General features: G+C 44.2%; 22 protein-coding genes, 1 tRNA gene and 1 riboswitch. Of the genes, 7 read left to right on the plus strand and 16 right to left on the minus strand.

Features of this window, described 5'->3' with window-relative positions:
* Positions 1-144: 144 nt before the first annotated feature.
* Both AB4180_RS18885 and yfbV read right to left on the minus strand, forming a co-directional pair.
* Positions 145-1,110 (minus strand): ABC transporter substrate binding protein, encoded by a 966-nt coding sequence (locus AB4180_RS18885; protein ID WP_017099048.1) that lies wholly within the window; start codon positions 1,108-1,110, stop codon positions 145-147.
* 309 nt (positions 1,111-1,419) lie between these two features.
* The gene (gene yfbV / locus AB4180_RS18890) at positions 1,420-1,872 is read right to left on the minus strand and encodes a terminus macrodomain insulation protein YfbV (RefSeq protein WP_017099049.1); all 453 of its coding nucleotides are present in this window, start codon (positions 1,870-1,872) and stop codon (positions 1,420-1,422) included.
* Between the two features lie 341 nt (positions 1,873-2,213).
* On the opposite strand from yfbV, the gene AB4180_RS18895 reads away from it, so the two are divergent.
* Together AB4180_RS18895 and pta are read left to right on the plus strand one after the other, a co-directional pair.
* A complete protein-coding gene (locus AB4180_RS18895; RefSeq protein WP_017099050.1) occupies positions 2,214-3,410 on the plus strand; it encodes an acetate kinase in 1,197 nt (398 codons plus the stop codon).
* 146 nt (positions 3,411-3,556) lie between these two features.
* On the plus strand, positions 3,557-5,722 hold the full coding sequence (pta, locus tag AB4180_RS18900) for a phosphate acetyltransferase (RefSeq protein ID WP_029224061.1): 2,166 nt from the start codon (positions 3,557-3,559) through the stop codon (positions 5,720-5,722).
* A gap of 93 nt (positions 5,723-5,815) precedes the next feature.
* Here the strand turns inward: pta and AB4180_RS18905 are convergent, their stop codons facing one another.
* The 11 genes from AB4180_RS18905 to moaA form a co-directional block, all read right to left on the minus strand.
* A complete protein-coding gene (locus AB4180_RS18905) occupies positions 5,816-6,754 on the minus strand; it encodes a glutathione S-transferase family protein (protein WP_102248949.1) in 939 nt (312 codons plus the stop codon).
* A gap of 193 nt (positions 6,755-6,947) precedes the next feature.
* Entirely contained in the window at positions 6,948-7,934 is a 987-nt protein-coding gene (gene oppF / locus AB4180_RS18910; RefSeq protein WP_029224063.1) for a murein tripeptide/oligopeptide ABC transporter ATP binding protein OppF, read from the minus strand.
* Positions 7,931-8,902 carry an ABC transporter ATP-binding protein gene (locus tag AB4180_RS18915; RefSeq protein ID WP_017078105.1) on the minus strand — a complete coding sequence of 324 codons (972 nt, stop codon included), beginning with the start codon at positions 8,900-8,902 and terminating at the stop codon, positions 7,931-7,933. Before AB4180_RS18915 ends, oppF begins: the two co-directional genes overlap by 4 nt.
* A 42-nt stretch (positions 8,903-8,944) precedes the next feature.
* Positions 8,945-9,847, minus strand: a complete 903-nt coding sequence (gene oppC, locus AB4180_RS18920) for an oligopeptide ABC transporter permease OppC (protein WP_004734021.1) — start codon at positions 9,845-9,847, stop codon at positions 8,945-8,947.
* 15 nt (positions 9,848-9,862) lie between these two features.
* Positions 9,863-10,783, minus strand: a complete 921-nt coding sequence (oppB, locus tag AB4180_RS18925) for an oligopeptide ABC transporter permease OppB (protein WP_004734022.1) — start codon at positions 10,781-10,783, stop codon at positions 9,863-9,865.
* Between the two features lie 116 nt (positions 10,784-10,899).
* Positions 10,900-12,531, minus strand: coding sequence for an ABC transporter substrate-binding protein (locus tag AB4180_RS18930; protein ID WP_017099054.1), 1,632 nt, complete (start codon positions 12,529-12,531; stop codon positions 10,900-10,902).
* A gap of 663 nt (positions 12,532-13,194) precedes the next feature.
* Positions 13,195-13,668, minus strand: coding sequence for a molybdopterin synthase catalytic subunit MoaE (gene moaE / locus AB4180_RS18935; RefSeq protein ID WP_102248946.1), 474 nt, complete (start codon positions 13,666-13,668; stop codon positions 13,195-13,197).
* 2 nt (positions 13,669-13,670) lie between these two features.
* Positions 13,671-13,916 (minus strand): molybdopterin synthase sulfur carrier subunit, encoded by a 246-nt coding sequence (gene moaD, locus AB4180_RS18940; protein ID WP_017085813.1) that lies wholly within the window; start codon positions 13,914-13,916, stop codon positions 13,671-13,673.
* Positions 13,913-14,392: a cyclic pyranopterin monophosphate synthase MoaC gene (moaC, locus tag AB4180_RS18945; RefSeq protein WP_004734026.1), complete on the minus strand. Its 480-nt coding sequence runs from the start codon at positions 14,390-14,392 to the stop codon at positions 13,913-13,915. Before moaC ends, moaD begins: the two co-directional genes overlap by 4 nt.
* A 12-nt stretch (positions 14,393-14,404) precedes the next feature.
* Positions 14,405-14,917, minus strand: coding sequence for a molybdenum cofactor biosynthesis protein B (moaB, locus tag AB4180_RS18950; RefSeq protein ID WP_017099055.1), 513 nt, complete (start codon positions 14,915-14,917; stop codon positions 14,405-14,407).
* Positions 14,918-15,007: 90 nt separating this feature from the next.
* On the minus strand, positions 15,008-15,997 hold the full coding sequence (gene moaA, locus AB4180_RS18955) for a GTP 3',8-cyclase MoaA (RefSeq protein ID WP_026012219.1): 990 nt from the start codon (positions 15,995-15,997) through the stop codon (positions 15,008-15,010).
* A riboswitch (molybdenum cofactor riboswitch) is annotated at positions 15,986-16,138 on the minus strand. It overlaps the preceding gene by 12 nt.
* Positions 16,139-16,332: 194 nt before the next feature.
* On the opposite strand from moaA, the gene AB4180_RS18960 reads away from it, so the two are divergent.
* The gene (locus tag AB4180_RS18960) at positions 16,333-17,220 is read left to right on the plus strand and encodes a YvcK family protein (RefSeq protein ID WP_017092489.1); all 888 of its coding nucleotides are present in this window, start codon (positions 16,333-16,335) and stop codon (positions 17,218-17,220) included.
* Between the two features lie 90 nt (positions 17,221-17,310).
* On the opposite strand, the gene luxU is transcribed toward AB4180_RS18960, so the two are convergent.
* From luxU to uvrB, 3 genes are all read right to left on the minus strand, one after another.
* Complete coding sequence (gene luxU, locus AB4180_RS18965; RefSeq protein ID WP_017063462.1) at positions 17,311-17,655, minus strand: quorum-sensing phosphorelay protein LuxU; 345 nt, start codon at positions 17,653-17,655, stop codon at positions 17,311-17,313.
* A gap of 24 nt (positions 17,656-17,679) precedes the next feature.
* Complete coding sequence (gene luxO / locus AB4180_RS18970) at positions 17,680-19,068, minus strand: quorum-sensing sigma-54 dependent transcriptional regulator LuxO (protein ID WP_004734031.1); 1,389 nt, start codon at positions 19,066-19,068, stop codon at positions 17,680-17,682.
* Positions 19,069-19,370: 302 nt separating this feature from the next.
* Positions 19,371-21,401, minus strand: a complete 2,031-nt coding sequence (gene uvrB / locus AB4180_RS18975; protein ID WP_017063461.1) for an excinuclease ABC subunit UvrB — start codon at positions 21,399-21,401, stop codon at positions 19,371-19,373.
* 509 nt (positions 21,402-21,910) lie between these two features.
* Here uvrB and AB4180_RS18980 point away from each other — a divergent pair.
* From AB4180_RS18980 to rsxC, 4 genes are all read left to right on the plus strand, one after another.
* A tRNA-Asn gene (locus tag AB4180_RS18980) sits at positions 21,911-21,986 on the plus strand.
* A gap of 486 nt (positions 21,987-22,472) precedes the next feature.
* Positions 22,473-23,051, plus strand: a complete 579-nt coding sequence (gene rsxA / locus AB4180_RS18985) for an electron transport complex subunit RsxA (RefSeq protein WP_102248947.1) — start codon at positions 22,473-22,475, stop codon at positions 23,049-23,051.
* A 2-nt stretch (positions 23,052-23,053) separates the two neighbouring features.
* Positions 23,054-23,647, plus strand: a complete 594-nt coding sequence (gene rsxB / locus AB4180_RS18990; RefSeq protein WP_004734040.1) for an electron transport complex subunit RsxB — start codon at positions 23,054-23,056, stop codon at positions 23,645-23,647.
* A gap of 7 nt (positions 23,648-23,654) precedes the next feature.
* Positions 23,655-25,597, plus strand: a 1,943-nt coding sequence (gene rsxC, locus AB4180_RS18995) for an electron transport complex subunit RsxC (protein ID WP_102582675.1), incomplete at its 3' end; no start/stop codon positions are given.

Consider the following 25,597-nt stretch of genomic DNA (forward strand, 5'->3'; position numbering starts at 1 on the left):
CCTATCGGGTAAATAACTACTTAAAAATGAATAAAATAGATCGCAGCTAATGGTGAGAGTCGACTAATGTTGTTCATTATGATGGTTTAAGTCCCTGTTAACAAAGTGACTTATCAAACATGATTTTTTTGATGTAAATACCTATTAACGACTGACTATCGCACGATCAACCACAGACTTAGGTAGCGTCAAACCAAGCATACGAGCGGCATCTAGGTTAACTACCAACTGAGAGCTTTGAGCCGTTTTAACACTCAACTTCCCTGGTTTTTGTCCGTCCAAAATAGCGGCCACATAATCAGCGGTCTGCACCCCAACGTCATAGTAATCTAGACCTAACCCAGCTATTGCTCCCTTGCCAACATAAGACGTTGCTCCTGCAACCACGGGTGTGCCAGCTTGGTTTGCTGCATTTATAAGTCCTTCAATACCACTTGCCACCGTGTTATCGGTTAGCGCGTAGATAACATCAGATTTTTTAGCCACGGATGCTGTTTTTTCTTCTACATCATCGATAGTCAACGCTTTAGCAGTATGCAAAGTAAAGCCAAAGTCTCGTGTAGACTGCTTTAACAGCCCTACTAAAGCAACAGCATTTGCCTCTGCTGGGTTATAAACCACACCGACTGAAACTGCATTGGGGAGTAGCTCTTTAATAAGAGATACATGTTGGGAAATAGGTGATAAGTCAGAAAGGCCCGTGACATTTCGTCCCGGCTGCTCCAATTGTTTAACAAGTCTTGCTCCGATAGGGTCTGTCACCGCGGTGAACACAATCGGGATCGTTCGAGTCGCTGAAACCAACGCTTGAGAGGTCGGTGTCGCGATGCCAACTAATACATGAGGGTTCTCACTAACTAACTCTCTGGCTATTTTTGCTGCCTGAACGGGATTGCCACCAGCCATTTCATAAGAAAACTCTAAATTTTTACCCGGTTCGTAACCTTTTGCTCTCAATCCTTCAAGAAGTCCTAGACGTGTTGCATTCAGATCTGGATGGTCAACAACTTGTGAAACCGAAACTTTGGCAACGTTCGCCATGACATTGCTTGTCCATAGCAACAACAGACAACTTACGACCGCTGCCAATACCTTTTTTACAGAACTCATTATCGCTCCCTGAATCAAGCTCTGCTCATTATTGCTCGCTCAAAGAGAACAACATCACTATTGATATTATTACCTGTAACCATTGATGACTTGAAGTGATATTTAACAAAAACACAACAAGGCTCGAAAAATGCGTGAAATAGTGAAAGGCAGAATTTGAAAAGTAAGAAACTACATGAGTAGTAAGAGAAAAAAGGAATGAGGGGGAGCGAGATGAATAAAAACGAAGTGAAAATATTAAAGTCAAACCTGAGAACAAACCATCAATGAAGAATAGTTGCTCTCAGACAAGAGGAGAGTTGAAACTCATTAGAACCAACGTTCCATTGAGGATTTATCTAGCTGACGAAATGCGCGATTTAAAATGATCGCCAATTCTTTATAACGAGGGCGCGACTTCATTGGCTCTAACGCAAAACCCGTTTCAGTGATCTTCTCATGAAGTTCGCGATACCACGAGACTAGCGCAGGTGGAAGTTGTGTGTTTGAGCGATTACCTAACCACCACATGCCTTGAAGCGGTAAGCTGATTGCAAACAAAGCCATGACCACAGCTTGTGGCATCGCTTGGTAATTATTAAAGACCATTTGTGTAAGAACACTAATAGCAGCAATCGCAGGCATCACTTTCACGCCAAAACGGGTCGCTTTAATAATGCGCTGTTCTGGGAAGATCGCGTTTAACTCTTTTCGGACGGGCCAGAGATCCATGTACTTTTGGCCATCTTTTAAACTACTAGCTAAACCAACTCTATTGCTCATATGAGTCTCCCATTAAAAAAAAGTTGAAATCATCAACTAAAAACACAAAAAATTGACGAAAAATAATATTCTTTCAAATTTTTTTGTTATATTTGCACAATATCGCTATTATTTGCAGGCCTCAATCTCATTGTTGCCCTTATTTACAATTTAAGCAACTTTGAGAAGACTTCTGCAAGGAATGCACAAGCCTCTTTTTGATAAAGAGCGCTTTCACTTTATACGGAAATTAACGTTTTTTTGACCAAGGTTAGTACGCAAGCCTATGTGCTTCGACTATTCTTGAGATTAATTTTCATCCTTAACTGATTTCGATCAGAAAAATAAACAGGTAGTCATTAATGTCTAAGCTAGTTTTAGTTTTAAACTGTGGTAGTTCTTCTCTTAAATTTGCTGTAGTTGACGCAGTATCTGGTGACGAGCATCTAACAGGTCTTGCAGAATGTCTGCATCTTCCTGAAGCTCGTATCAAGTGGAAACTTGATGGTAAACACGAAGCTCAACTAGGTAATGGCGCAGCACACGAAGAAGCACTAGCCTTCATGGTAGAAACTATTCTTGCTTCTAAGCCAGAACTTTCTGAAAACCTTGCAGCAATCGGTCACCGTGTTGTGCATGGTGGTGAAAACTTTACTTCATCAGCACTAATCACTGATGAAGTAATTAAAGGTATCGAAGATGCAGCGACTTTCGCTCCTCTTCACAACCCTGCGCACCTTATCGGTATTAAAGCAGCTCAAAAATCATTCCCAGCACTAAAAAACGTTGCTGTATTTGATACTGCTTTCCACACGACAATGCCAGAAGAAGCTTACCTATACGCGCTTCCATACAACCTATACACAGATCACGGTATTCGTCGTTACGGTGCACATGGTACATCTCACCTATTTATTACTCGTGAGTGTGCCACGCTTCTAGACAAACCTATTGAAGAAGTTAACATCATTAACTGTCACCTAGGTAACGGCGCATCTGTTTGTGCAGTCAAGAATGGCCAATCTGTAGATACTTCTATGGGCCTTACTCCTCTTGAAGGTCTTGTAATGGGTACTCGCTGTGGCGACCTTGACCCTGCTGTTATGTTCCACCTACATGACAAACTTGGCATGAGCGTTGATGAAATCAACACAATGTTCACTAAAGAGTCTGGCCTACAAGGTCTAACTCAAGTAACTTCTGACTGTCGTTTCGTTGAAGACAACTACGGCGAGAAAGAAGAAGCTACTCGTGCAATGGACGTATTCTGTCACCGTCTAGCTAAATACGTTGCAAGCTACACTGCAACCCTAGAAGGTCGCCTTGACGCTATCGTATTCACTGGTGGCATCGGTGAAAACTCAGCGCCAATCCGTGAAATGGTTCTTAACCGTCTTGCATTCTTCGGTATCGAAGTAGATAGCGCAGCTAACCTTAAAGCTCGTTTCGGCGGCGAAGGTACTATCACGACTGAAAACAGCCGTGTACCAGCAATGGTTATCTCTACTAATGAAGAGCTAGTGATTGCAGAAGATACAGCTGAACTAGCAGGTCTTTAATCGAATTTTCTGACTAGCTTCACTCGACGCTAGTCAGATTTTTATCTAAGAAAAATGGGGCTCAACTTTTATTCCTACCCCTATATAAATGTTGGTAGGAACAGGAGTTGAGCTTTTTTCATTCCAATAGTTAAAGGTACTCCTCAATGTCCCGTACTATTATGCTTATCCCTACAAGCGCTGGTGTTGGTCTTACTAGTGTAAGCATGGGTGTTCTTCGCGCGATGGAGCGCAAAGGCGTAAGTGTTTCGTTCTACAAACCAATCGCTCAACCTCGTAGCGGTGGCGATCAACCAGATCTAACATCAACTATCATTAGCACAAACAGCGACATCAAGATTGGTGAACCAATTGCGATGACTAAAGCTGAAGCGTTGATCGGTAGTGAAAAAATGGATGTACTTCTTGAATCTGTTGTTGAGCAATACAACAAAATCAACAAAGACGCTGAAGTAACGCTAATCGAAGGCCTAGTCCCTACTCGTAAGCACCCGTTTGCAAACCAAGTGAACGCAGAAATCGCAAAAACGCTTGGCGCAGAGATCGTATTCGTTGCGACTCCTGGTACTGACAACCCTACGCAACTTAAAGAGCGTATCGAAGTAGCATGTTCTAACTTCGGCGGTACAAAAAACAAGAATATCAAAGGCGTAATCATCAACAAGCTTAATGCTCCTGTTGATGAAGCTGGTCGTACTCGCCCTGACCTATCTGAAATCTTTGATGATGCAGACAGCGCTCAGCAAGCGAACCTTGAAGTAATGCAAATCTTCAATTCTAGCCCTATCCGTGTTCTTGGCTGTGTGCCATGGAGCATCGACCTAATCGCAACTCGTGCGGTTGATATGGCTAAGCACCTTAACGCTGAAATCGTTAACGAAGGTGAAATCTCAACTCGTCGTATTAAGAGCATCACTTTCTGTGCACGTTCTCTACCGCACATGATTGAGCACTTCAAGCCAGGTTCACTGCTAGTAACTTCTGCAGACCGTCCTGACGTTATCGTTGCTGCGGCTCTTGCTGCGAAAAACGGTGTTGAGATTGGCGCAATCCTACTGACTGGCGGTTACGACATTCCAGAAAGCATTGCTAACCTTTGCGCACCAGCATTCGCTTCAGGTCTACCGATCTTCAAAGCTCAAGGTAACACTTGGCAGACGTCTCTAAACCTACAGAGCTTCAACCTAGAAGTTCCTGCTGACGATAAAGAGCGTATCGAGTTCGTTAACGATCACGTTGCAAGCCACATTGATGGCCCTTGGATTGATTCTCTATCTGAAGGTACTCAAGGCATCCGTCGTCTAAGCCCACCAGCATTCCGTTACCAGCTAACTGAATTTGCTCGTAAAGCGGCTAAGCGCATCGTTCTTCCTGAAGGTGACGAGCCACGTACAGTTAAAGCTGCGGCTATCTGTGCTGAGCGCGGTATCGCAACGTGTGTACTTCTAGGTAACCCTGAAGAAATCCGTCGCGTTGCAGCGCAGCAAGGTGTTGAGCTTGGCGCTGGCGTTGAGATCATCGATTCTGCATCAGTTCGCGAAAACTACGTAGCTCGTCTAGTAGAACTTCGTGGCGCTAAAGGCATGACTGAAGTTGTTGCTCGTGAGAAGCTAGAAGACTCAGTATTCCTAGGTACTATGATGCTTGAAGCTGGCGAAGTTGACGGCCTAGTTTCTGGTGCTGTTCACACAACGGCGAACACTATCGTTCCTCCGTTCCAGATCATCAAGACTGCTCCTGATGCTTCTATCGTATCTTCAATCTTCTTCATGCTTCTGCCTGATCAAGTGCTTGTATACGGTGACTGTGCGATCAACCCAGATCCAACAGCTGAACAGCTTGCTGAAATCGCTATCCAATCTGCAGATTCTGCTGCGGCATTCGGTATCGACCCACGCGTTGCTATGATCTCTTACTCTACTGGTGAATCTGGTAAAGGTGCAGACGTAGATAAAGTGCGTGAAGCAACCAAACTTGCTCAAGCGAAACGTCCTGATCTAGTGATCGACGGTCCTCTTCAGTACGACGCAGCAATCATGGAAAACGTAGCCGCTTCTAAAGCGCCTAACTCTCCAGTTGCAGGTAAAGCGACAGTATTCGTATTCCCAGACCTAAACACGGGTAACACGACTTACAAAGCGGTACAGCGTTCAGCAGATCTAGTGTCTATCGGTCCAATGCTTCAAGGTATGCGCAAGCCAGTAAATGACTTGTCTCGTGGCGCTCTAGTAGACGATATCGTTTACACAGTAGCTCTAACGGCTATCCAAGCAGACCAAGCAGCTCAAGCTGAAGAAAAAGTAATTAACTAATTTTTCTTTTGTAGAAAGCAAAAAACCCTAGATTCTTATCTAGGTTTTTTTTATATCTAACGCTTAAGGTTACTTGATGCTCTTAAGATTAATCTAACCTCGCCCATGGACTGATTCTAAGTCTAGCGCAGGTCCTTTCGGCACAACTTGGGTTGGGTTTATACCTGTATGGCTGTAATAATAGTGGCGCTTGATGTGATAAAAATCGGTCGTCTCTTTAATGCCTTCGACCTGGTAGAGCTCTTTTAAGTAGCCCTGAATATGGACGTAGTCTGAAATTCGCTGCTTATTACACTTAAAGTGCCCAACATAAACGGCATCAAATCGAACCAGAGTGGTAAACAAGCGCCAATCCGCTTCTGTAATCTCGTTACCCGCTAAATAGCGATGTTCGCTAAGGTGAGCGTCTACTTTGTCTAAGGCTTCAAATAACGCACCATACGCTTCTTCATAAGCTTCTTGTGTGGTTGCAAAGCCAGTACGATAAACACCGTTGTTGATGCTTGGATAGATGTAGTCATTCCACTCATCAACCTTCTTAGCCAATTCCCACGGATAGTAGTCATCCGTATTGCCTGTTAACTCATTAAATTCTGAGTTGAACATGCGGATAATTTCAGAGGATTCGTTGCTCACGATGGTGTTGGTTTTCTTATCCCATAGCACAGGCACCGTCACTCTACCCGAGTAGTCAGGTTTGGCTTGAGTGTAGATTTGATGCATGCGCGTATGGCCGAACAGAGGTTCAGGTAACCCCATTTGCCAACCATCACTCATCATGTCTGGGCAAACAACCGTCACGTCAATGTGATCGGTTAGGTCTTTAAGCTCTCGGAAGATAAGGGTGCGGTGCGCCCAAGGGCAAGCCAATGATACGTACAAGTGATAACGGCCGCTTTCAGGCTGAAACTGCGCGGACGCTTTATTCTCTACCCAGTGACGAAAGCCTGCATCTTCGCGAACAAACTTGCCACCGCTTTCTTTGGTGTCATACCAAACGTCATGCCAAACACCTTCAACTAACTTACCCATATCCAAACCTCTGTCATCCAAACTTTTCTCTAGTATAAAAAAAGCCAACTTTTTCAAAACTAGAAGAAGTTGGCTTAGTTGTTCAAATAATTTGATGAAGGTGAAGATCCTCGAATACGTAAGCATAAAAAAAGCGCAACCTATAAAAAGTTGCGCTTAAGCCTGTCACAGGCTGAACCGTATCAAACGGGTTCTAGACTTGTACGTGCAAGCAAGATACTGCGTGTACGTCATCGCCTTGAATGGTTGGCTTGGTTTGCGCGCAGGCCTCGGTTGCTTCAGGGCAACGAGTACGGAACACACAACCCGATGGTGGGTTGATTGGCGATGGTAAATCACCTTCCAACATCTGAATCGTTTTGCTGCGCTCTAAGCGAGGGTCTGGGATCGGAACTGCAGACATCAATGCTTTGGTATATGGGTGCTTAGGATCTGAGAACAAGGCATCTGATTCACCTAGTTCAACAGCATTACCTAAGTACATCACCAATACACGGTCAGAGATGTGTTTCACAACCGACAAATCGTGCGCGATGAATACCAAAGACAAACCTAACTCTTTCTGTAGTTCCATAAGAAGGTTTACTACTTGAGCTTGGATAGAGACATCCAGAGCAGAAACCGGCTCATCACAGATGATCATCTTAGGCTTCAAGATAAGTGCACGTGCGATACCGATACGTTGACACTGGCCACCAGAGAATTCATGTGGGTAACGGTTGATTACGTTTGGTAGTAAACCAACCTTTGCCATCATCTCTTTAACTCGATCTTTCACGTCCTGTTTAGAAAGCTCTGGATAGAAAGTTTGTAGAGGTTCAGCAATGATGTCTCCAACTGACATACGTGGGTTAAGCGATGCTAGTGGGTCTTGGAAGATCATCTGAATCTCTTTACGAGTCTCACGACGCTTCACTTCCTGCATCTTAGTCAGGTCTTGACCTAACCACATAACTTCGCCTTCAGTTGCCTCCACTAAACCAATAATTGCGCGCGCAAATGTTGATTTACCACAGCCAGACTCCCCTACTACCCCCAGAGTCTCACCTTCGTAAAGATGAACATCCACACCATCAACGGCTTTAAGGTTTGATGGTTTCGCCCAAGGCCAAGCAGACTTAGCCGCAATGCTAAAGTGAACCTTAAGGTTTTTAATATCTAATAGTAATTCTTTACTCATTTTGTCCAAGTCTCCCAATCAGAAAAACAAGCACGCTGACGATCTTTTGCAAATGGCTGCAAAATCGGTGCTTCTTGCTTACAACGGTCCATTACTCGATGACAACGATCTTGGTAAGGACAACCTGTTGGCAGGCGAAGTAAGTTAGGTGGGTTACCTGGAATCGTCGGCAGAATTTCACCTTCGGTATCCAAACGAGGAATTGCTTTAAGCAGGCCTTCCGCATAAGGGTGGCTAGGCTCGTAGAAGATTTCATCTACTGTGCCGTATTCCATGGTACGGCCAGCGTACATCACTAGAACTTTGTCACAAGAACCGGCAACGACACCCAAATCATGGGTGATCATGATGATTGCTGTATTGAACTCATCTTTAAGCTCGTTCAGCAATTCCATGATTTGCGCTTGAATGGTTACATCCAACGCCGTTGTTGGTTCATCAGCAATCAGTAGTTTTGGACGACATAGCAAAGCCATTGCAATCATCACACGTTGACGCATACCGCCAGAAAATTCGTGTGGATACATGGTAATACGTTTACGTGCCTCAGGGATTTTAACCGCTTCCAGCATACGTACTGATTCTTCGAACGCTTCCGCTTTGCCCATGCCTTTATGCAGCATAAGCACTTCCATCAACTGATCACATACTTTCATGTAAGGATTCAGTGACGTCATTGGATCTTGGAAGATCATCGCGATCTGTTCAGCACGGACTTTGTTCAGTGCTTTCTCTGGTAGATTGAGAATCTCATTACCTTCAAACTTTGCACTGCCTGAGATGATGCCGTTCTTAGCCAGCAGTCCCATCAGTGCAAATACCGTTTGAGATTTACCCGAACCCGACTCACCAACAATACCCAGCGTTTCGCCTTGATTGAGTGAGAAGTTCAGGTCGTTTACTGCGGTTACGATACCATCTTGCGTGGTAAATTCGACGCGCAGATCTTTGACATCTAATAAGCTCATTATTGCTTCCTTAATCTTTTATAGCTTTTAATTGCTATTTCTTTATCTGTCTTTTGGATCAAGCGCGTCGCGCAGACCATCACCTACGTAGTTAAAGCAGAACAGCGTAACTACCATGAATGCCGCTGGGAATGCCAGTTGCCAAATAGCAACTTCCATTGTTTGCGAGCCTTCTTGTAACAGCGCGCCCCAACTTGTCATAGGCTCTTGAACACCAAGACCAAGGAAAGATAAGAATGATTCAGTAAGGATCATGCTTGGAATAAGGAGCGTTGAGTAAACCGCAACAATACCCAATACGTTCGGTACGATATGACGTGTAATGATTTTCCATTTACTGACACCACATACGTGCGCAGCCTCAATGAACTCTTTACTACGTAAACTCAACGTTTGGCCACGTACAATACGCGCCATATCGAGCCAAGCAATCGCACCGATAGCAACGAAGATAAGTACGATATTACGACCAAAGAATGTCACCAGTACGATAACTAGGAACATGAATGGCACTGCGTATAGGATCTCTAGGATACGCATCATCACTCGGTCAGTGCGACCGCCAATGAAGCCTGAAGCCGCACCGTAAAGCGTACCTATCAGTACCGCTACGAATGCACCCATCACACCAACCATAAGAGAAATACGGCCACCAATCATCGTACGAACGTATAGGTCACGGCCTAAACTGTCGGTACCAAACCAGTGATCAGCATTTGGGCCTACGTGCATTGCGTACCAGTCAGTATCATCGTAAGCATGCTGTGCCAACATAGGTAAGAAGATTACCGATAGCACCATAACAATTAGAATGAACAGACTGATCATTGCGGCTTTGTTGCGCATAAAACGAATACGCGCATCCTGCCACAAGCTACGACCTTCAATTTCCAAACTCTCAGAGAATTTTTCGATCGCTTCTAAGTTTTCTTTTTTCTTCAACATAACCATGCGTCCCTGCTAGTAGCGAATTTTCGGGTCAATAAGCGCTAGTAAAATATCAACGATTGCGTTGAACAAGATGAATAGGAAACCAATCAAAATGGTTACACCCATTACTAACGAATAATCACGGTTAAACGCGGCGTTAACAAACAGCTTACCGATACCTGGTAGGCCGAAGATGGTTTCAACAACAACTGAACCTGTGATGATACCTACGAACGCAGGCCCCATGTATGAAACAACAGGTAGCATTGCTGGCTTAAGCGCATGTTTAAGAACGATATAACGGTAACTTAGACCTTTAGCGCGAGCGGTACGGATAAAGTTACTGTTTAGGGTTTCAATCATGCTACCGCGAGTGATACGAGCAAAGGTTGCTACGTATAGAAGAGACATCGCGATAACGGGTAGGACGATGTACATGTACGTACCACCGTGCCAACCACCTGCTGGAAATATATGCCAGTGTAGCGAGAATAGGTAGATAAGCGCTGGTGCCAACACGAAGGATGGCATCACCACCCCAAGCATGGCGGTCGACATTATGGTGTAGTCGATCCAGGTGTTGTGCTTCAAGGCGGCAATGGTTCCGACCGTTACCCCCATCAATAATGTGAAGATAAAGGCAACAAAGCCTACCTTCGCAGATACTGGAAGTGCAACCGCAATCAGCTCATTTACTGTGTAATCTTGGTATTTAAAAGATGGACCAAAATCACCCTGAAGGATGTTGGTCAAGTACGTGGTGTACTGTTCAAATACAGGTTTATCTAAGCCATATTTAGCTTCGATGTTAGCCATAACTTCTGGCGGTAATGGACGCTCGCTTGAAAACGGGTTACCCGGTGCGAAACGCATAAGAAAGAAAGATATAGTGATCAACACCAACATGGTTGGAATCGCTTCAAATATCCTTTTCATAATGAATTTAAGCATAAACTCACTCTTTCAGTCTGTGACAATTAAAATTAGAAAGACGCTACATGCGCGCCCTGCGCATGTAGTGTCTGTATCGTTATAGTTATATTAACTTTTTAGAATCGAAGCGTTTATTATTCAGCTTTGATGTAGAGATCTTTTGAGTAGATTTTATCTTCCGCATTATTAGTTGGGAAGCCACCTACATGTGGGTTAAGTAAACGCGTTTTAACGTACTGATAGATAGGAGCAATAGGCATATCGTTCGCCATTAGCTTCTCTGCTTCTAAATACAGTTCGTTACGTTCTTGTTCTGAAGTGGAGTTAATAGCCTTGTCTATCAAAGTGTCATAATCACGATTTCCCCAATGTTGGCCGCCTGTCGTATTAGCACTTACCATCAAGGTCAAAAATGTAGACGCTTCATTGTAGTCACCACACCAACCTGCACGAGCTACTTCAAAGTTGCCAGTATCTTTAGAAGATAGGTAAGTTTTCCATTCTTGATTTTCAAGTGTAACCTTAAGACCCAGTGTCTTCTTCCACATAGAACCTAGTGCTACAGCAACTTTCTTGTGATTCTCATCAGTGTTATATAAGAGGGAGAACTCAAGAGGATTGTCTTTTCCGAAACCCGCTTCTTCAAGAAGGCGCGCCGCTTCAGCATTACGTTCTTTTTGAGACATTTTACCGTATTGAGGAAGCTCAGGTTCGAACCCAGCAGTAATTTCCGGCGTGAGGAAATACGCAGGTTTCTGTCCTTGCCCCATGATTGCACCAGCGACTATGTCACGATCAATCGCATAAGAAATAGCCTTACGTACACGAACATCATCGAAAGGCTTTTTCTTAGTGTTAAATGAGTAGTAGTAGCTACAAAGGTTACCCACAACGGATAGATCTTCTGGATGTTCTTTTTTCATACGCTTGAAATGCTCAATTGGCAGATCATCTGTAAAATCGATTTCACCAGATAGGAAACGGTTCATTTCCGCTACTTGGTTTTCGATTGGCAGGAACGTGACTTTGTTTAGAACAGTCTTATCATTGTTCCAGTATTGGTCGTTACGCTTAAGTACTAGGCGTTCGTTAACAACCCATTTATCAACAGCAAATGCACCATTACCAACAAAGTGATCTGGCTTAGTCCATTGGTCACCGTACTTTTCAACAGTTGCTTTATGTACTGGCTTAACTGTTGTGTGGCCCATCATCATTACGAAATATGGTACCGCTGTATCTAGTTCAACAACAAGCGTGTTTGCATCTACAGCTTTAACACCTAGCTCACTCTTGTCTTTCTTACCCGCTACGATGTCTTTCGCGTTCACCATCTTGGTATATTCCATGTACCAAGCATATGGAGAAGCAGTGGCAGGATCGACTGCACGTTGCCAGCTGTAAACGAAATCTTCAGCTGTTACAGGATCGCCGTTAGACCATTTTGCATCTTTACGTAGGTGGAAAGTGAATGTTTTGTTGTCCGTCGTTTCCCAGCTTTCGGCTACACCTGGGATTGTATTACCTTCGCCATCTTGGTTCACTAGACCTTCTAGAAGATCACGAATTACGTGAGATTCTGGTACACCTTGAGATTTGTGTGGGTCGATAGTCGCAACTTCAGTACCGTTACCGCGAACAAGTTCCTGAACTTTTGCTAGTTCTGTGCCTGCTGGAACTTCAGCAGCGATAGAAAGAGTAGAAGTGGCAGCCACTGCCAAACCAGCACCTAGAAGAAGGGCCTGAGTGATTTTATTCTTGTACATTTAATAAACTCCAAGTTTTACGTATTGCATCCATGACTTCTTTGCTAAGTTCACTGAACGGCAGTGATTTAGATTTATTTAGCTCAAAATTTAAGCATAAAAATCTAAAACCTTACAAAGATTGAGGCACACACTATCAACCATTGAAGTAATTTGCCATAAACAAGTCGCAAAAAATCGGATAATTCTCCGAATTACTCAAGGTCACAGTGTAAATCTCTAATAAAAACCTAATGAATAGTTAATTACACATAGGAATTAATTAAAAAACAGCCTTTAGTGTTGATGTATCTGAATTGATACTTTTATTTAGCATCTTATGCTAGAACACTGTCGGCAAATTAACATTAATGCCACATGAAATCTAATTGCACATCACATATCCCCTAAATAGACTGCACTATTTGTGAGGATTATCACTTTATACAAAACAGCATAAAGCACTGCACCAAAACAGATTTGGAAATGCACCAAGACAGACTAAATCACGCGTTGAATTCATATGCAACTTGACTGCTTAACCATTTATTAAAGAACCTTTTATTTATAAATCACTTTGTAGCACGCACAAAAAAACCGACGTCAAACGTCGGCTTTCTTACTATCTACGTCCCAATCTGAAATACGCTTTCACGTTAAGATCGAAACACGCTATGGAGTGGATTACTTCTTCCAACGCTCCGCTGCTTTCGCGTCGGAGTCTCGAGAGTCAACCCAACGAGTCGCCTCAGTAGTACGTTCTTTTTTCCAAAACGGCGCTTTGGTTTTCAGAAAGTCCATAACAAACTCACACGCTTCGAAGGCAGCGCCACGATGTGCACTGGATACACCAACGTAAACAATCTGGTCACCGATATCTAGGTCACCAACGCGGTGAATCACTCGCATCTTCTGGATAGGCCAGCGCGCTTCAGCTTGGTCACAGATCTCACTCAGAGACTTCTCTGTCATACCCGGATAATGTTCTAGAGACAAACCAATCACGTTGTCGCCAAGGTTCATGTCGCGAACTTTACCTACAAACGTCACAACCGCTCCCGCAGCCGTACCTTGAGCTAGATAATCGTATTCGTCACCCACAGAAAAGTCTTCAGCAGTCACTAATACTCTTGGATCAATAACTCGAGAGTCATTCATGGTTAACCTCCAGTAACTGGTGGGAAGAAAGCCACTTCGTCGCCGTCTTTCACTTCAGTCGTCAAAGGTACAATTGATTGGTTGAGTGCTGCCAGCAGCTTGCCCTCTTCCAATGCGATATCCCATTTGCCTTCTTGTGTTACAAGGTGGCTACGAATCGCTTCAATAGTATTGTATTGCGCATCGACCTCTAGGCTATCAACACCGACAAGTTCACGAGTTTGTGCAAAGAAAAGTACCGTAATCATGATTCCACCTTGAAGTGACCTGATTTACCACCTGTCTTCTCTAGCAGACGTACGTTCTCGATAACAATGTCTTTCTGAACAGCTTTACACATATCGTAAATCGTCAGTGCAGCAACAGAAGCAGCCGTTAGCGCTTCCATTTCTACGCCTGTCTTACCAGCAAGCTTACATACCGATTCGATACGAACCTTGTTTTCAGACTCAATGGCTTCAAGTTGTACTTCTACTTTAGTCAGTAGCAAAGGGTGACACAGTGGAATCAAGTCCCACGTCTTCTTCGCTGCTTGGATACCAGCAATACGTGCCGTTGCGAAAACATCACCTTTATGGTGGCTGCCAGAAACAATCAGCTCTAGCGTTTCTGCTGACATTTGAACGAAAGCCTCTGCTCTCGCCTCACGTACTGTCTCTGCTTTAGCCGATACATCGACCATGTTCGCTTCGCCAGACGCGTTAATGTGTGTAAATTGGCTCATGCTCAATCCACCTTATACAGAAAGATGTGGCATGAAATTGCAAGGACGGTGACTCGCATCCATCTGTTGCTTGATGATCTTAGTCCAACCTGTACGGCACGCACCTGTAGAACCTGGCATCGCAAAGATAACCGTGTGGTTAGCAAAACCCGCAATCGCACGAGATTGAATCGTTGATGTACCAATCTCTTCGTAAGACACTTGGCGGAAAAGCTCACCAAAGCCTTCTACTTCTTTGTCGAATAGTGGTTTAAGTGCTTCAGGCGTGCTGTCACGAGAGGTGAAGCCCGTACCACCAGTGATTATAATCGCTTGAACGCTTTCGTCAGCAATCCACTGAGATACGATCGCACGGATCTTGTACATGTCATCGATAACGATTTGCTTATCAACCACGTTGTGGCCTGCTTCTTTAGCATGCTCAGCTAGGTAACCACCTGACGTGTCATTTTCTTCTGTACGAGTATCTGAAACGGTTAGTACTGCGATGTTTGCTGCTTGAAATTTGCTTTCTGCGTGACCCATTTGTTCACCTATATAAATTTTTCGATGATTAGACTTATTCGCCCGGCTTAAAGAAGCTGAGCGATAAAATGCTTTAGAGTATATAGCGGGTTAACCGCCGATTGACGCCAAGTTTGGAGTCATGCCACTGTTGCCATCGTGTAAGAAGTGGCTAACGGACTTGGTTTGAAGCTGAGCCTGAATTCGATCAATGAGCTCTTGCTCTTGTTGATCCTCTTGAATCAGATCTCTCAGTTCAACACCATGGTCGCCAAACAGACATAAGTGAAGTTTACCGGTCGCAGAAACACGCAGTCGGTTACAACTCTCACAAAAGTCTTTCTCGTAAGGCATGATCAAACCGATTTCACCCTTGTAGTCTGGGTGGACAAACACTTGCGCGGGGCCATCATTAACGGCTTTGACTTTTAACAGCCAACCATTAGCAATAAGCTGGTTGCGGATCGCAACGCCAGACACATGGTGTTTATCGAACAACTCGTCCATCTCGCCGGTTTTCATCAGCTCGATAAAACGTAATTGAATAGGTTTGTCTTTGATCCAATTAAGGAAGGCTGGTAATTCCTGACTATTGAGGTCTTTCATCAATACGACGTTGACTTTGACTTGTTCAAAGCCAACCTCAAACGCTTTATCAATGCCTCGCATAACCTCTGTAAACTTATTCTCACCAGTGATCTGATGGAACATGCGCGAATCTAAGCTATCCACGCTCACGTTTATATGGGTTAAACCAGCATCACGCCATTGCCCTACTTGTTTCTCCATGCGGTAGCCATTCGTTGTCGTGGCTACTTTTTCGATGCCTGGAGTAGAAGCAACAGTATGTATGATTTCAGGAAAGTCTTTACGCAGGCTCGGCTCTCCGCCAGTAATGCGGATCTTAGAGGTGCCACAATCTGCAAACGCTTTCACAATACGTTTGATCTCGGGAACACTTAAAAAAGACGAGTTTTTTTGCCCTGACGGTTTATAACCATCTGGCAAGCAGTAAGTACATTTAAAGTTACAGACGTCTGTAACCGACAAGCGCAAGTAATAAAACTTGCGATGGAATCTATCTTCGAATTGTTGCGCCACGGAACACCTTTCCAAACACGGGAGGCATAATCATTTCCAATTAAGCCCTTGTGACAACATGTCACTGGCTCTTGATGCGTATCGGTACAGCAAATACCACTGTGCGACTTAGCATGCGAGAGCTCGGAGTTATGGCAACTGCACGTTATATTCACACGCACAGTAGCTGAGTAATAAAATACTTAATATTTGTACGTGAATCTAGCTCTGATGACAAAAAACGGGTCACATCGGCAAAAAAAACGTATCAAACCCTCAAAATAACTCTTGTTGAGTATCTGACGAGAAGCATTTAACCTAAATTATAGTTGGTAATAATCTAACAAGAACAAAAAATGAATATTTACTCTTCAAAGAAAGTCGTAGCAATCGGTGGAGGCCATGGCTTAGGTCGTATGCTAGCTGCATTAAAAGACTTTGGTAGCAATGCGACTGGCATTGTTGCAACAACAGATAACGGTGGTTCCACCGGAAGAATTCGAGACTGCCAAGGTGGTATTGCTTGGGGAGATACTCGTAACTGTATCAACCAATTAATCACAGAACCTTCGATCAGTTCGATGATGTTTGAATATCGCTTTCGCGGTCAAGGTGAACTCGATGGTCACAACTTAGGTAACCTAATGCTAACGGCACTAGACAACCTTTCCGTTCGCCCATTGGAAGCAATTAACCTAATTCGAAATATGCTCAAGGTCGATGTCAATATCGTCCCGATGACTGAGCACCCTTCCGATCTCACGGCTTTATCAATGGACGGTCGTTGGGTAACTGGCGAAACTAACGTTGATGACATGACAGAAAAGCTGCGCATGATGGACTTATCTCCAGAAGTACCTGCAACCAAAGAAGCTGTTGCTGCAGTTGAGCAAGCAGACTGCATTGTCCTTGGACCAGGAAGCTTTTTAACCAGTGTGATGCCCCCGCTGCTACTGCCAGAAATTGGCAAAGCAATCGCGGAAAATACCAAGGCAAAAGTTATCTTCGTTGAAAACCTTTCGCCAGAGCACGGCCCTGCAGGAAAAATGACGCTTCAAGAACAATTGGAGTGGTGTGAACGTACCTGTAAGGCAAGAAAGATAGACATTGTACTGGGCAATGAACCACACCCTGAATTAGAAGGGCAATGGAATTGTGTGACCACTGATCTTGCCTCTCCTAACCGAGATTGGCGACACGACCGTTTAAAACTCCAACAAGCGATTAGGGATCAACTGGCTTAATGCTTATAGCTTAGGCTAGACGACAGAGACCAGTAAAAACAAAAAAGGAGCATCATGCTCCTTTTTTAGTCTCTTTAATAACTAGCCGCTTTAGAGATCCGTCATCAACTGCTGATATTCAGTGTACGTTGATAACAGGAGCTCTTGCATATCTTGGAAATCAATCTCGGTTACAGGCAATGCTTGCTTCACTTTTGCGTCTAAGCTAATCGCAAAACTACACAAAGAGTCTGCGCCAAAGCTCGCAGCACTGCTTTTAAGTGCGTGGCTTATATCAGCCAGGTACTTAGATGTATCCGACGCTTTATTTATCTCTAGATGTTCGTAGTAGCCTTTCAACTCACCTAAGAAGATTTCCAGCAAAACTGGTACATTCTCTTGCCCTATTTCACCGGCGAGCTCATCAACTTTTTGCTGATTTAATACTTTCGTCATTATGATTTTCTTATTGTTTGGTGATTACTGCTTCGCATTCCACGTTTGCAACTTACGGTATATCGTCGATGGACTGACATCTAAGAAACCGGCCGCGCGGGGAATGTTGCCGTCACACGCTTTTATGGCCTGTTCGATAGCCGTCTTCTCAGTGATCCACAATGGGAAAATATCTTTTACCGTGATGTCTTCGTTCTGCTTCTCTTTCAAGCGCAAGCTGTTTTCAATCGGTTGGTTCAATGGTGGTGGAAGCATGTTGAGAGTAATCTCTTTGCCGTTATTCAATACCACCACGTTCCGTAATACGTTTTGTAGCTGACGAACGTTACCCGGCCACTCATATTGATTAAAGCGATCAAGCACTTCCTGAGCAAAACGCACAAACGCCTTACCTTCCTCAACCGACATGTAACCTAGTAACGAGTACGCAATCTCGATGACATCTTCACCGCGCTCGCGCAATGGCGGCAGGTGCAATGGAATCACGTATAAACGATAGTATAAATCTTCTCTAAAGCGACCTTCTTGTACTTCTTTCCAAGGGTCACGGTTGGTTGCACATACGAAACGAACATCGACACTCTTCATCTTCGAAGAGCCAACTTTTTGAAAAGTACCGGTTTGGATAAAGCGCAGCAGCTTGGTTTGCAGCTCTAAGTCCATTTCGCACAATTCATCAAGGAATAGTGTTCCGCCATCAGCAAGTTCAGCGGCACCTTGACGATCAGTTGCAGCACCGGTAAAGGCGCCTTTAACGTGGCCAAATAGCTCACTTTCAATTAGATCTTTAGGGATAGCCGCACAGTTAATCGCGATGAAGGGCTTATCACCACGCTTGCTCGCCGCATGAATAGCTTCTGCACATACCTCTTTACCGGTACCACTTTCACCCGTGATGAAAATACTGGCTTTACTCGATGCTGCAGAGTCGATAGTTCGGTAAACCTGCTGCATGGTTTGGCTACTACCAATGAAGCCTTGGTAATTTTGGTTTCCCGGGTGTTCCGAGCTGTTTTTAAGTTTGGTGGCTTTGCGGATCGCGTTGTTCACCGTAATACGGAGTCGGTCGGCTTCACACGGTTTGATAAGGAAATCTTGAGAACCATGACGCATAGCTTCTACGGCGGTATCGATAGAGCCGTGAGCCGTCATGAAGATAACCGGAACTTCAGGGTATTTTTGTTTTACAGCAAATAGCACGTCCATACCCGTCATGTCAGGCAGACGTAGATCTAATAAAATAAGGTCTGGGATTCGATGATTCAAACTCTCGATTGCATCGCGGCCAGTGCCGACAATGTTGATATCAATTTCGAGCGGTGTAAGATACGAGCGATATAAAGCTGCTACCGAAGCGGTATCCTCGACCATCAACAAATACTTCGATTTGTTATCTAGCGTTTTTGATTGCATATCCTAGCCATTTATAATTTGCATTTCTTATTATAGTCGCATTCCGCTTTGCATTATGCAAATTAGCCACAATATTTGTAGTGTGTTTTTTTACTTACTTCAAATAATCAATGTTTTATCTATCTGGCACGAACGATGCAACTGTATAAATGACCTTCGGGTCACCTAGCCAACTGACGTTGTTAGTGGACCGAGTGTTCACAAACGTAAGCCAGTAGAACATTTACTACTGGCTGTTTTTTTGCCTGAAACACTCTCAATTCTTGTATTGAGGGGAACAATTCTTCGAATGAAAAGTGAGATTAGCTGTTGGTAATAAACTGCTTTCTTAGCTGCTCAATTTCATCACGCTTCTGTGCGGCCAATTCAAATTCTAGGTTCTGAGCATGCTGATACATCGCAGTTTCTAGCTTGCTGATCTCTTTATCAAGCTGTTGCGGTGTAAGTACTGCATAACTTTCAGAAGGCTCTGCAACCTTAGATAGAGGAACTTGCTTCGATTGGCGCTGCTGCTTCGACTTGGTTAGATCACCTAGCTCCATAATGTCTTTGATATTACGTTTCAACGCTTGCGGCGTGATGCCTTGCTCTTCATTGTAGGCTTGCTGCTTCTCGCGACGACGATCGGTTTCATCAATCGCTTTTCTCATCGACTTAGTAATCGAATCACCATAAAGGATCGCTCGACCTTCCAAGTTACGCGCAGCACGACCAATGGTTTGAATCAGAGAACGCTCAGAACGTAAGAAACCCTCTTTATCAGCATCAAGAATCGCCACCAGCGATACTTCCGGCATATCCAGACCTTCTCGAAGTAAGTTAATGCCCACTAACACGTCGAACTCCCCCAAACGTAGGTCTCGAATGATCTCTACACGCTCCACGGTATCGATATCTGAGTGCAAGTAACGAACCTTAACACCATGCTCACTAAGGTATTCGGTTAAGTCTTCTGCCATTCGTTTAGTCAACGTAGTGACCAATACGCGCTCTTCTTTCACTGAACGGATTCTGATTTCAGACAGCAAGTCATCCACCTGAGTCGCGACAGGTCTTACTTCGATGATTGGGTCTAACAGACCAGTAGGACGCACCACTTGATCAGCAATCTCACCATCTGATTTCTCAATCTCATAATTACCCGGCGTGGCCGACACAAAAATGGTTTGTGGCGCGATCGATTCGAACTCTTCAAATTTCATCGGACGGTTATCCAACGCAGAAGGCAACCTAAAGCCAAACTCAACCAAAGTTTCTTTACGAGAGCGGTCACCTTTATACATGGCGCCAATTTGCGGCACAGTTACATGTGACTCATCGATGATCAGCAAACCATCATCAGGCAGGTAATCAAATAACGTTGGAGGCGCTTCCCCTTCCGCACGGCCGCTCAAGTATCGTGAATAGTTTTCGATACCGGAACAGAAACCCAACTCCGTCATCATCTCGATATCAAACTGAGTTCTTTGAGAAATACGCTGTTCTTCGAGAAGCTTGTTGTTGTCTTTTAAATATTGAGCCCTATCGCGCAACTCATCCTTAATCTTCTCAATCGCCTCAAGGATCTTCTCTCTTGGGGTGACATAGTGAGTTTTTGGATAAACGGTAAAACGCGGTAAGTCTCTTTGTTTCACCGCACCAGTCAGAGGATCAAAAATACTAATACAGTCCACTTCGTCATCGAACATTTCAATTCGAACCGCATCTTGGTCAGATTCTGCTGGGAAGATATCAATCACCTCACCACGAACACGGAACTGACCACGTTCAAATGCGACATCGTTTCTCGAATATTGCAGCTCAGCCAAGCGGCGTAGGATGTCTCGCTGATCCATCACCTCACCACGACTCAAATGAAGCATCATCTTCAAATAAGACTTAGGATCACCAAGACCGTAGATAGCCGATACAGACGCAACAATAATGGCATCTTTTCTTTCTAACAAAGCTTTGGTAGCTGAAAGTCTCATTTGCTCAATATGAGCATTTATCGACGCATCTTTCTCGATAAAGGTATCCGTGGTTGGAACGTAGGCTTCCGGTTGGTAATAATCGTAGTAAGAAACAAAGTACTCAACGGAGTTATTCGGAAAGAAAGATTTCATCTCGCCATAAAGTTGAGCTGCCAACGTTTTGTTAGGCGCTAACAAGATTGCTGGTCTTTGAGATTGAGAAATGACGTTGGCAAGAGTAAAGGTTTTACCAGAGCCCGTTACCCCTAATAGAGTTTGATGTGCCAAACCAGAATCTAATCCATCTAGTAATCTGGTTATCGCTGTCGGCTGGTCACCGGACGGGCTATAGTCCGATACCAAGTCAAAGAGTTTACTCATAGGTCGCCATTTCCATACTGTTTTTATAATCAGGTCATTGTCACTCTAGGAGGAGTGTAGTTGCAACTATTATCTAGAGAAATGCTTCTTAAGATTAGATATCAGTGATAGCTTTTACTTTTAGAACTTGGTATTATCCGTGGCCTTGCAAGATCTCTTCAGCTAAGTCACTCAATTTTTAATCCACTACTTTTCCCCAAAAAATCTAAAAATAGCACTTGTTTTACTGTATATTTTATAATCGTCAAAAGTTATACAATAGTGATATTTTGATACAAATCTTTTAAATACATTACCTTACCTCAAATTTTTATATTCCCAGATTTATCCCAATTATTGTTGTTAAAGTTTCACACACACACTTATCCACAATTTTGGTGGATAACTAAAGAAAGGCTAAATCCGGTAAGGCGTCCAAGAAAGTAAAGTTTTTTATATTATTTTTTTCTGCTATTTTTTATTGACAGAAATTCGGACTATTATTAGAATTCGCGTCGCTAACAAGCAATTCCCCTTTAGTTCAGTTGGTAGAACGGCGGACTGTTAATCCGTATGTCGCAAGTTCAAGTCTTGCAAGGGGAGCCAAATTCAGAAAAAAGCTCAATCGAAAGATTGGGCTTTTTTCGTATATAACTGCGACTAACTTGTTCCAAGTTAATGTCACAAACCTAGCCGCCCGCGTTCAAGTCTCGACAAGGGGGCCAAATTTAAAGGAGCCGCATCACTCGATGCGGCTTTTTGCGTTTTAGCGGTTTGGGAACGTATTCGACTCGCAGCTTTCCTTCTCTTTTTGATAGTTCTGAGCACCAAAATCCACAAATATGACCCTATTCTTAGGAAGCAAATCGAGCTCAATTCAAGAATGATCTTATGAAAGATCCAATTCAACTACTCCTACAAACTTGTCTCACGAAGTAAAAATTGGCCGTCTATACTTACGGTAACTTTAATAATCAATCGATTACCTGATGTTTTTTTCACCAAGTGTCTAAATCCCTAGTGATCCTTGGTTGTTATTAGGTAAGCAAAGCAGGATAATATCGGGATCGGAATCTCAAGAATTAATCCATTATGACCGAATACCTTTTGTTGTTGGTTGGCACAGTGCTGGTCAATAACTTTGTGCTAGTGAAGTTTTTAGGGCTATGTCCTTTCATGGGAGTCTCCAAGAAACTGGAGACTGCGATTGGCATGGGCCTCGCGACGACTTTCGTTCTAACGTTAGCGTCGGTATCTGCATACCTAGTAGAAACCTACATCCTTACCCCTCTGGGTATTGAATACCTGCGTACCATGGGTTTCATCTTGGTTATCGCGGTGGTTGTTCAATTTACGGAAATGGTCGTTCACAAAACCAGCCCGACTCTATATCGCCTGTTGGGTATCTTCCTGCCTCTTATCACCACCAACTGCGCGGTGTTAGGTGTGGCACTTTTGAACATCAATGAAAACCACAACTTCATTCAGTCGATCATCTATGGTTTCGGCGCGGCTGTTGGTTTCTCTCTTGTTCTGATCCTATTTGCTGCGATGCGTGAGCGTATTGCGGTTGCTGATGTTCCTATGCCATTCAAAGGTGCATCGATTGCGATGATCACAGCAGGCCTAATGTCTCTGGCATTTATGGGCTTTACTGGGTTGGTGAAATAAGCATGAGCACCATCTTAATTGCAATCATTGCACTCGCCGTTTTAGCCGCCGTTTTTGGCGCTATCTTAGGCTTTGCTTCTATCCGCTTTAAAGTAGAAGCCGATCCGATCGTCGATCAAATCGATACCATTTTACCGCAAACCCAATGTGGTCAGTGTGGCTACCCAGGTTGTCGCCCATACGCAGAGGCGATCGCTAACGGAGATAAGATCAACAAATGTCCTCCCGGCGGCCAAGCAACCATTGAGAAGCTTGCAGATTTAATGGGCGTAGAAGTTGAAGACTCCGCTCATGACTTAGATAACAAAGTAAAAACCGTTGCCTTCATTCACGAAGATATGTGTATCGGCTGTACTAAATGTATTCAAGCCTGCCCTGTTGATGCCATTGTTGGTGGCACCAAGGCACTTCACACAGTAATCAAAGATGAATGTACAGGTTGTGATCTATGTGTCGCACCGTGCCCTACTGACTGTATCGAAATGATTCCAGTGGCAACAACGACTGAAAATTGGAAATGGCAGATGAACATCATTCCTGTTACTGATATCACTAACCAAGCAACTGATGCGACCGCGTCAGAGCCTAAGGCATAGGGTTAGTATGATCTCTTTAATTGAACAAATTCGCACGGGCTCTATTTGGAACTTCCCGGGCGGTGTGCACCCTGCTGAAAACAAGAAACAGTCGAATACTACTGATATCGTGCATGCAAGGCTCCCAGAAGAAATCGTTCTTCCAGTGAAACAGCACATCGGTAAGCCTGGTAACTTATTGGTTGCTGTCGGTGATGCCGTACTCAAAGGTCAACAACTGACGGCCTTAGAGACTGGTTTTACTTTGCCAGTACATGCACCAACATCGGGTGTGATTACCGCTATCGAACCACGAACCACCGCTCACCCTTCTGGCTTGAGCGACGTGTGCGTGGTTATTAAACCTGATGGCTTAGACGCTTGGATTGAAAAAAATCCAGTTGAAGATTTCTCGACAAAGACTTCTGACGAACTGCTTGATGTGATTCGCCAAGCTGGTATTTCAGGCATGGGCGGCGCAGGCTTCCCTACGGCTAAGAAACTTCAATCAGGCTTAGGTCGTACCGACATTTTGATCGTCAATGCTGCGGAATGTGAACCTTACATCACCTCTGATGACAAGTTGCTGCAAGAGCATGCCGACGAAGTATTAAAAGGCATCGAAGTGGTTGAACACATCCTTCAACCAAAACTGACCGTGATCGGTATTGAAGACAACAAGCCAGACGCAATAAAAGCACTTGAGATTGCAGCGAAAGACAAAGATATCGTCATTCGTGTTATCCCAACTAAATACCCTTCAGGTGGTGAGAAACAGCTGATAAAGATCCTTACTAATAAAGAGGTTCCGGCTGGCGGCATCCCTGCAGACATTGGTGTTTTGGTTCAGAACGTCGGCTCTCTTTACTCGATTAAGCGAGCGGTAATTGACGGCGAACCTGTGGTTAACCGCATTGTGACATTAACCGGTAAAACCTTTAAGCAACCTCGTAATGTTTGGGCGCTATTAGGTACACCAGTACACGAGTTACTTGAAGAGTTTGGCTACAAAGCCGATAAAAAACTGCCGCGTTTGATTTTGGGTGGCCCTATGATGGGCTTCACCTTGCCACATGCCAATGTGCCAATCACTAAAACGTCGAACTGTATTTTAGCGCCAACGCGTCGTGAGATCTCTCCAAGCACTTACGAGATGGAATGTATTCGTTGTAGCGCGTGTGCCGAGGCTTGCCCCGCATCACTTCTTCCTCAACAACTGCAATGGCATGCGAAAGCCAACGAGTTGGATAAGTGTGAAGAACTGAATATTAAAGACTGTATTGAATGCGGTGCTTGTGCATTTGTCTGCCCAAGTGAAATTCCTCTTGTTCAGTACTACCGCCAAGCAAAAGCTGAGATCAAAACTCGAAAAGATGAAGCCGCTGCAGCAGAGCGCGCCAAGATTCGTTTCGAAGAGAAAAACGCTCGTATGGAGCGTGACAAAGCAGAACGTGAAAACCGCTTCAAAAAAGCCGCTGATAACCGTCGTAAAGACATGAAATCAGCCGACGGTGATGATGCGATTGCAGCTGCTATTGCTCGCGTTAAAGCGCAAAAAGCCGCGGCAGACCAAGCTCCTAATGCGGAACCAGCGGTGAAACCTGCGGTTGCGGCTGCGATTGCCAAGGCAAAAGCAAAACAAGCTGCGGCTCAGAAAGCGGACAGCGCTGAACCAGACAATTCTGAAATGTCGAAACTGCGTGAAGAACGTAAACGACAAGCTCGAGAGCGCAAGGCACAACAAGCAGCAACTGATGCTCCTGCTGAAAAATCAGGTGACGCTAAGAAAGACGCGGTTGCTGCAGCTATCGCTCGTGCTAAAGCGAAGAAAGCTCAACAAGCAGAATCGGCTTCTGACGCTCCGGCTGAAAGTACTGGCGATGCCAAGAAAGATGCCGTCGCTGCGGCCATTGCTCGTGCTAAAGCCAAGAAGGCTCAGCAGGCAGAATCTGCTTCTGAAGCTCCGGTTGA

The sequence above is a fragment of the Vibrio sp. 10N.286.49.C3 genome (assembly GCF_041469545.1).
Lineage (GTDB): Bacteria > Pseudomonadota > Gammaproteobacteria > Enterobacterales > Vibrionaceae > Vibrio > Vibrio tasmaniensis_A.

Bases quoted from the DNA above. Each gene is read 5' to 3' on its own strand.
- moaC (WP_004734026.1), bottom strand. From the start codon at position 14,392: ATGAGCCAATTTACACACATTAACGCGTCTGGCGAAGCGAACATGGTC.
- AB4180_RS18885 (WP_017099048.1), bottom strand. From the start codon at position 1,110: ATGAGTTCTGTAAAAAAGGTATTGGCAGCGGTCGTAAGTTGTCTGTTG.
- luxU (WP_017063462.1), bottom strand. From the start codon at position 17,655: ATGACGAAAGTATTAAATCAGCAAAAAGTTGATGAGCTCGCCGGTGAA.
- uvrB (WP_017063461.1), bottom strand. From the start codon at position 21,401: ATGAGTAAACTCTTTGACTTGGTATCGGACTATAGCCCGTCCGGTGAC.
- rsxA (WP_102248947.1), top strand. From the start codon at position 22,473: ATGACCGAATACCTTTTGTTGTTGGTTGGCACAGTGCTGGTCAATAAC.
- oppF (WP_029224063.1), bottom strand. From the start codon at position 7,934: ATGAGTAAAGAATTACTATTAGATATTAAAAACCTTAAGGTTCACTTT.
- AB4180_RS18930 (WP_017099054.1), bottom strand. From the start codon at position 12,531: ATGTACAAGAATAAAATCACTCAGGCCCTTCTTCTAGGTGCTGGTTTG.
- AB4180_RS18915 (WP_017078105.1), bottom strand. From the start codon at position 8,902: ATGAGCTTATTAGATGTCAAAGATCTGCGCGTCGAATTTACCACGCAA.
- pta (WP_029224061.1), top strand. From the start codon at position 3,557: ATGTCCCGTACTATTATGCTTATCCCTACAAGCGCTGGTGTTGGTCTT.
- AB4180_RS18895 (WP_017099050.1), top strand. From the start codon at position 2,214: ATGTCTAAGCTAGTTTTAGTTTTAAACTGTGGTAGTTCTTCTCTTAAA.
- AB4180_RS18905 (WP_102248949.1), bottom strand. From the start codon at position 6,754: ATGGGTAAGTTAGTTGAAGGTGTTTGGCATGACGTTTGGTATGACACC.
- yfbV (WP_017099049.1), bottom strand. From the start codon at position 1,872: ATGAGCAATAGAGTTGGTTTAGCTAGTAGTTTAAAAGATGGCCAAAAG.
- oppC (WP_004734021.1), bottom strand. From the start codon at position 9,847: ATGTTGAAGAAAAAAGAAAACTTAGAAGCGATCGAAAAATTCTCTGAG.
- luxO (WP_004734031.1), bottom strand. From the start codon at position 19,068: ATGCAATCAAAAACGCTAGATAACAAATCGAAGTATTTGTTGATGGTC.
- AB4180_RS18960 (WP_017092489.1), top strand. From the start codon at position 16,333: ATGAATATTTACTCTTCAAAGAAAGTCGTAGCAATCGGTGGAGGCCAT.
- moaE (WP_102248946.1), bottom strand. From the start codon at position 13,668: ATGAATGACTCTCGAGTTATTGATCCAAGAGTATTAGTGACTGCTGAA.
- oppB (WP_004734022.1), bottom strand. From the start codon at position 10,783: ATGCTTAAATTCATTATGAAAAGGATATTTGAAGCGATTCCAACCATG.
- moaB (WP_017099055.1), bottom strand. From the start codon at position 14,917: ATGGGTCACGCAGAAAGCAAATTTCAAGCAGCAAACATCGCAGTACTA.
- moaD (WP_017085813.1), bottom strand. From the start codon at position 13,916: ATGATTACGGTACTTTTCTTTGCACAAACTCGTGAACTTGTCGGTGTT.
- rsxB (WP_004734040.1), top strand. From the start codon at position 23,054: ATGAGCACCATCTTAATTGCAATCATTGCACTCGCCGTTTTAGCCGCC.